A 6,442-nucleotide genomic window follows, 5' to 3' on the forward strand; every position below is an offset into this window, starting at 1 on the left:
CCCCCACCCCGCCCCTCACTCCTGCCTCCTGGGACAGCTTCACGCGACTCCTCTCGACACAGCGGGGCGCACACGCCTCGGCGCCCCGCCGGAACCAGTGTGCCGAGCTTACTCGGTCTTGACAATCATTTTCATCTAGTGTGATGCTCTCGGCGTCCCGGGGACCCGCTCGCCCCCCGGCCTCTCCTGCTCTCACGTCCCTACGGGGGGTCCTCGTCATGCACGCACATATCGCCGAAGCGGTGAAGAAACCCGATCTCATATCCCTGGAACCGGATCTGGCCTGCCTCCGCTTCGAGACCATGAAGATCTACTCGGCCCTCGGAGCCGTCCGCCACCTCCTCGAAACAGGAGCGGTCGAGCCCGGCGACACCCTCATCGACAGCTCCAGCGGCATCTACGCCCAGGCCCTCGCCCTCGCCTGTCACCGCTACGGCATGAAGTGCCACATCGTCGGCTCCACCACCGTCGACCGCTCGACGCGGGTCCAGCTGGAGATACTCGGCGCCACCCTGGAGCAGGTCGCGCCCTCCAAGAACCTCCGCCTCGACCAGGAGTTGAGGGTGCGCCGCATCGCCGAGATCCTGGCCGCCAACCCCTCGTACCACTGGATGCGGCAGTACCACGACGCGATCCACTACCACGGCTACCGCGAGGTGGCCGAGCAGATCGACGAGGGCATTCCGGCGGGGCCGCTCGCGCTGGTCGGCGGCGTGGGGTCGGGTGCCTCGACCGGCGCCATCGGCACGTATCTGCGCGAGGCCGGGCGGGACGTCACCCTCGTCGGCGTCCAGCCCTTCGGCAGCGTCACCTTCGGCTCCGAGCACGTCGCGGACCCGGACATGATCATCGCCGGGATCGGCAGCGCCATCGCGTTCCAGAACGTCCGGCACGAGCTGTACGACCGCGTGCACTGGGTCAACTTCGAAAGCGCCGTCTCCGGAGCGGTCTCCCTGCTGCGCACCAGCGGCATCTTCGCCGGGCTCTCGGCCGGTGCCTCGTATCTGAGCGCGCTGTGGGAGCGGCGCCGCGACGACACGCGTACGTACGTGTTCATCGCCGCCGACACCGGCCACCGCTACGTCGAGAGCGCCTACGCCCGGCACCAACAGGCCCTGGACATCGACACGTTGAAGCCGCACGAGATCACCTCGCTCGACGAGCTGAAGCACCCCTGGTCCACCACGGCCTGGCCCCCCGTCACCTCCTGAACCACCCGCTGCCTCACCCGGCGATCCCAGAGAGAACACACATGTCACACCCCACACCCCACACCGTCGCGGAGCTGACGGAGGCCGTCCTGGCGGGCGCCCACGGCCCCGACCCCGCCGAGCTGACCGTCACCAGCGCGTTCTGGCTCTACAACACCACCCGGCTGGCCGGCGGTGATGTCACCTATCACAACCACTACCTGCTGCTGCGCGTCGGCGACTCCTTCGGCGCCTGCTCCTTCGAGGCGGGCGAACTCGCCCCGCGGTTCTGCGAGAACGCCTCCGGGCACTCCCTGGACAAGCTGTTGCGCGACGAGTCGGCGCCGGTGCGCACCGCCGCCCTCGACGCCTATCTGGCGCGGGTGCGCCCGCACCGCGACGCCGACGACGCCGAGCGCGTCATGCTGCCCACCGGCACCCCGGAGGTCCGCGCCCAGGCCCGGGACGCCGCCGTGGCGGGGCTGCTCGACATCACCCCCGGCGCCAAGGTCGCCCTCATCGGCGTCGTCAACCCGCTCGTCGCGGCGATACAGGAGCGGGGCGGCGTCTGTCTGCCCTGCGACCTCAACCTGCGCACGACCGCCTGGGGCGACCCCGTCACCGACGACATGACCGAGGTCCTCGCCCAGGCCGACGCGGTCGTCGCCACCGGCATGACGCTCAGCAACGGCACCTTCGACCTGATCCTCCAGCACTGCGTGGAACACCGGGTGCCGCTGACCGTCTACGCCCAGAGCGGCAGCGCCGTCGCCCGCGCCTTCCTCGGCGCGGGCGTCACCGGGCTGAACGCGGAGCCCTTCACGTTCTCCCAGTTCAGCGCCGACGCCACACCGATGTACCGCTACCGCGCCGCCCTCGCTTCGAACGGAGCGGACAGGTGAGCGTCGACACCACCAAGGACACCAAGGAGAGCGCGGAGGAGCCGATACCGGGCGACCTGCGCATGGCCCGCACCCTGTGGCCGGTCCTGCTCGCCTCCGCGGTCGGCCTGCTCCCCTTCACCGTCTTCAGCACCTACCTCGTACCGATCGCCGACGAGGCGGGCAGCGGCGTCGCCGCGATGGGCGGCCTGCGCGGCCTCGGCGGTCTCGCCGCCCTCCTGGTGGGCACCGCGCTCGCCCCGCTCATCGACCGGGTGCCCAGGGAGTGGGCGGCGGCGGGCGCGCTCGTCGCGCTCGGCCTCTCGGCGGCGCTCGGCGCCAGCGGCGACTTCATCCTGCTCGCCGTGTTCTGCCTGCTCGTCGGCGCGAGTACGTCCGTACTGAACCCGGCGCTGACCGCCGCGGCCGCCGACCGCTTCGGCACCGGCAAGGCAGCGGGCCGCGCGGCGACCCTGGTCACGGCCACGCAGTCGATGACCGCCATGCTCGCGGCGCCCGTCATCGCGCTGCCCGCGCTGTTCTGGGGCTGGCAGGGCGACCTGTTCGGCGTGACGGTGGTGTCGCTGCTGCTCGCGGTGGTCTTCGTGGCCCGGCGCGGGAAGCAGGCTTCGGCGGGTGACGCTCCCGCCGGGCAACGCCTCGGCTATCTCGCCTCGTTCAAGGCGCTGGCCGCGGTGCGCGGCGTGGTGCCGCTGCTCCTGATCGGGTTCCTGCGCACGGCCGTGTTCATGGGGTACCTGGCGTATCTCGCGGCGTTCTACGAGGAGCGGTTCGACCTCGACGCCGGGCTCTTCGCCTTCGTATGGACGCTGAGCGGCGCGTCGTTCTTCGTCAGCAATCTGCTCACCGGCCGGATCACCAACTCCGCCCGGCCGCGCGTCGGCACGGAGCGGATGCTCGCCATCGGCCTGGTCGCCGCCCTCGTCTCCGTCGTCGGCTTCTACTTCACGCACTGGCTGCCACTCGCCCTGGCCATGACCGCGCTGCACGCGGCGAGCCACGCGATCGTCGCCGCGTGCGTGGTCAGCCTCATCGTGCGGCGCTGCGGGACCTCGCTGCGCGGTTCGGCGCTGAGCCTGAACGCCGCCGGCCAGAGCCTCGGCGTGTTCGTCGGCGCGGCGCTCGGCGGGGCGGGCCTCGGGCTGGCGGGCTACCCCGGCGTCGCCGTCGTCTTCGGCGCCCTGGTCGTCGCGGCGCTCGGCGCGGCGGTGCTGGTGGCGCGCGCGTCCCGAACCGATGACGACCCCGACGGCAAAACCGACAAAACCGACGACGAAGCGGAGGCCGGAACGGAGGCCGGAACACCATGACCACCGTCGCGGAGGTGGCACCTCCGCAAGCCCGCGCCACCGTGCGGGACCGGCTCGCCTCCCCCAGGGCCCTGGTCCTGACGTGCGCCGCGCTCTTCCTCGTCCTGCTCGCCTCCGTCGTCGTGGCCATCGGGCTCGGCGCCGCCTTCGTGACGCCCGCCGAGACCGCCCGCTATCTGTGGGCGGCGCTCACGGGCGGGCGGATCGGCGCCGACGAGACGACGACGTACCAGATCATCTGGCAGATCCGTACGCCGCGCGTACTGCTCGCCGCGCTGGTGGGGGCCGGGCTGAGCGCGGTGGGCGTCGCCATCCAGGCGATGGTGCGCAACGCCCTCGCCGACCCCTTCGTCCTCGGTGTCTCCTCGGGCGCGTCGGTGGGCGCGGTCGGCGTGACGGTCACCGGCGGCCTCGCCGCGCTCGGTGTCTACGCCGTGTCGACGGGGGCGTTCATCGGGGCGCTCGTCGCGTCGTTCCTCGTCTACGCGGCCTCGTCGAGCCGGGGTGTGCTCTCGCCGCTGCGGCTCGTCCTGACGGGTGTCGCCATGTCGCTGGGGTTCCAGGCCGTGATGAGCGTGATCATCTACTTCGCGCCGGACAGCGAGGCGACCAGCATGGTCCTGTACTGGACCATGGGCAGCTTCGGCGCGGCGAGTTGGGGCGCGCTGCCCGTCGTCGCGGCCGTCGTACTGCTCGGCCTCGCCGTGCTCCACCGCCATGGCCGGGCCCTTGACGTGCTCGCGCTCGGCGACGAGACCGCGGCGAGTCTCGGCCACAGCCCCGACCGGCACCGCAGGTTCCTGCTCGTGGTCGTCTCGCTGATCACCGGCGTGATGGTGGCGGTGAGCGGCGCCATCAGCTTCGTGGGGCTCGTCATGCCGCATCTGGTGCGCATGGTGGTCGGCGCCGGGCACGCCCGCGTCCTCGCCGTCGCCCCGCTCGTCGGCGCGGTCTTCATGGTCTGGGTCGATCTGCTCTCCCGGACGGTGGTCGCGCCGCGCGAACTGCCGCTCGGCGTCATCACCGCGCTCGTCGGGGTACCGGTGTTCATCGCGCTGATGCGCCGCAAGGGCTATGTCTTCGGGGGGCGTTGAGATGGACCTGCGTATCGAAGGGCTCGGCGTCACCATCGACGGCAAGAGCCTCGTGGAGGAACTGTCGCTCGACGTGGGCGGCGGCGAGGTGGTCGGCCTCGTCGGCCCGAACGGCAGCGGGAAGTCGACCGCGCTGCGCTGCGTCTACCGCGCGCTGCGCCCCGCCCGCGGCACCGTCCGGGTCGGCGGGGACGACATCTCCCGCATGCCGATGCGCCGCAGCGCGCAGCTGGTCGCCGCCATGACCCAGGACGGCGCCGTCGACCTCGACTTCACGGTCGAGGAGGTCGTCGCGCTCGGCCGGGCACCCCACCAGCGCGGCAACCAGCCCCTCACCCGGCGCGAACGGGAGCTGTGCGCACGGGCGATGGAACGGCTCGACATCCCCCACCTGGCCAAGCGGGGCGTCCTGACCCTGTCCGGCGGGGAGCGCCAGCGCGTCCTGCTTGCCCGGGCCCTGGTCCAGGAGCCGGAGATCCTGGTGCTCGACGAGCCGACCAACCACCTCGACGTACGCCACCAGATCGAGGTCCTCTCGCATCTGCGCGGCGCCGGGCTCACCGTCCTCGTCGTGCTGCACGACCTGAATCTGGCGGCCGCCGCCTGCGACCGGATCGGCGTGCTGTCCCAGGGGCGCCTCGTGGCCTCGGGAACTCCCGAGGACGTACTCACCGAACAGCTCATAGCCGATGTGTTCGGTGTGAAGGCAACTGTCGTTCCGCATCCGCTCACCGGCGACCCCCAGCTGCTGTACGCGCTGCACCCCTCGCTCTGACCTCCGTCCCCACTTTCTTCGAAAGGCACTGTCACCCCATGTCCCACACCCGTTCCCTCGCCCTGGGCTCCGCGCTCACGGCCACGCTGCTGCTCGCCGGCTGCGGCGCCGAGGTCGACTCGGACGGCGCCGCCAAGGCGTCCGAGAAGGTCACCGTCAAAAGATGCGGCGAGCCCGTCTCGTACAAGGTCCCGCAGCGTGCCGTGGCGTACGAGGGCGGCAGCGCCGACAAGCTGTTCAGCCTCGGCCTGACCGAGCACGTCCACGGGTACGTGATGCCGCCCGCCAACCCGCCGGTGAGCGAGTCCCCCTGGGCGTCGGAGTACGCCAAGGTGAAGATGCTCAGCGACGATCTGCTCAACAAGGAGATCGTCGTCGAGGCCAAGTCCGACTTCGTCGTCGCGGGCTGGAACTCCGGCTTCAGCGACCAGCGCGGCATCACCCCGAAGATCCTCGACAAGCTCGGCATCCAGAGCTTCATGCACACCGAGAGCTGCTTCAACTACCCCGGCCACCCGCAGAAGGTGACGCCGTTCAACGCCCTCTACAGCGACCTGGAGCGGCTCGGGAAGATCTTCCGTGTCGAGAAGAAGGCAGATCAGGTCGTCGGGGACCTGAAGAAGCGCGTGGCGGCCGTCGAGAAGAAGGCCCCCAAGGGCGATCGGGTGCCGGTCTTCCTCTACGACTCCGGCACCGACCAGCCCTTCACCGCGGGCAGCCAGGTCCCGCCGAACGACATCATCAAGGCCTCGGGCGGCAGGAACGTCTTCGACAAGCTCGACGAGCGCTGGACGCAGGTCAACTGGGAGGCCGTCACCAAGGCCGAGCCCGAGGTCGTCATCATCTTCGACTACGGCGACCAGCCCGCGAAGAAGAAGATCGAGTTCCTGAAGAAGTCCCCGCACACCAAGGAGCTGCCCGCGGTCAAGAAGAACAACTTCTTCGTCCTCGACTACAACGAGGGCATCAGCGGGCCGCGCAACATCGACGGTCTGGAGAAGTTCGGGAAGTACCTGCGGGAGCTGAAGCGCTGACCCGGTGGTCCGTCCCTGACGCGGCTCAGCCCGCGAAGGGCGTGCCGGGCAGTCCCCGGCCCGCGTCCGGCAGTACGAGCACCGATCCCGCCAGCGGGTGCGGGCGCTCCTGGCCCGCGCGGGCCGTGGTGATGTAG

General features: G+C 70.8%; 6 protein-coding genes. All 6 read left to right on the forward strand.

Features of this window, described 5'->3' with window-relative positions; genetic code table 11:
- Positions 1-218: 218 nt before the first annotated feature.
- Genes GKQ77_RS24970 through GKQ77_RS24995 form a run of 6 tightly spaced genes read left to right on the forward strand, consistent with a single transcriptional unit; the run spans position 219 to position 6,305 of the window.
- Positions 219-1,211: a pyridoxal-phosphate dependent enzyme gene (locus GKQ77_RS24970; protein WP_219691185.1), complete on the forward strand. Its 993-nt coding sequence runs from the start codon at positions 219-221 to the stop codon at positions 1,209-1,211.
- Between the two features lie 41 nt (positions 1,212-1,252).
- On the forward strand, positions 1,253-2,092 hold the full coding sequence (locus tag GKQ77_RS24975; RefSeq protein WP_219691186.1) for a Rossmann-like domain-containing protein: 840 nt from the start codon (positions 1,253-1,255) through the stop codon (positions 2,090-2,092).
- On the forward strand, positions 2,089-3,402 hold the full coding sequence (locus GKQ77_RS24980; protein WP_308117778.1) for an MFS transporter: 1,314 nt from the start codon (positions 2,089-2,091) through the stop codon (positions 3,400-3,402). The genes GKQ77_RS24975 and GKQ77_RS24980 overlap by 4 nt, the downstream gene beginning before the upstream one ends.
- Entirely contained in the window at positions 3,399-4,496 is a 1,098-nt protein-coding gene (locus GKQ77_RS24985; protein ID WP_219691187.1) for a FecCD family ABC transporter permease, read from the forward strand. Before GKQ77_RS24980 ends, GKQ77_RS24985 begins: the two co-directional genes overlap by 4 nt.
- A gap of 1 nt (position 4,497) precedes the next feature.
- Positions 4,498-5,271, forward strand: coding sequence for an ABC transporter ATP-binding protein (locus GKQ77_RS24990; protein WP_219691188.1), 774 nt, complete (start codon positions 4,498-4,500; stop codon positions 5,269-5,271).
- Between the two features lie 38 nt (positions 5,272-5,309).
- Positions 5,310-6,305 carry an ABC transporter substrate-binding protein gene (locus GKQ77_RS24995; RefSeq protein WP_219691189.1) on the forward strand — a complete coding sequence of 332 codons (996 nt, stop codon included), beginning with the start codon at positions 5,310-5,312 and terminating at the stop codon, positions 6,303-6,305.
- Positions 6,306-6,442: the final 137 nt, after the last annotated feature.

This window comes from Streptomyces anatolicus, assembly GCF_019400875.1.
Taxonomy (GTDB): Bacteria; Actinomycetota; Actinomycetes; order Streptomycetales; family Streptomycetaceae; genus Streptomyces; species Streptomyces anatolicus.

Coding starts and splice junctions, on each gene's coding strand:
- GKQ77_RS24995 (WP_219691189.1), top strand. CDS start 5,310: ATGTCCCACACCCGTTCCCTCGCCCTGGGCTCCGCGCTCACGGCCACG.
- GKQ77_RS24975 (WP_219691186.1), top strand. CDS start 1,253: ATGTCACACCCCACACCCCACACCGTCGCGGAGCTGACGGAGGCCGTC.
- GKQ77_RS24985 (WP_219691187.1), top strand. CDS start 3,399: ATGACCACCGTCGCGGAGGTGGCACCTCCGCAAGCCCGCGCCACCGTG.
- GKQ77_RS24990 (WP_219691188.1), top strand. CDS start 4,498: ATGGACCTGCGTATCGAAGGGCTCGGCGTCACCATCGACGGCAAGAGC.
- GKQ77_RS24970 (WP_219691185.1), top strand. CDS start 219: ATGCACGCACATATCGCCGAAGCGGTGAAGAAACCCGATCTCATATCC.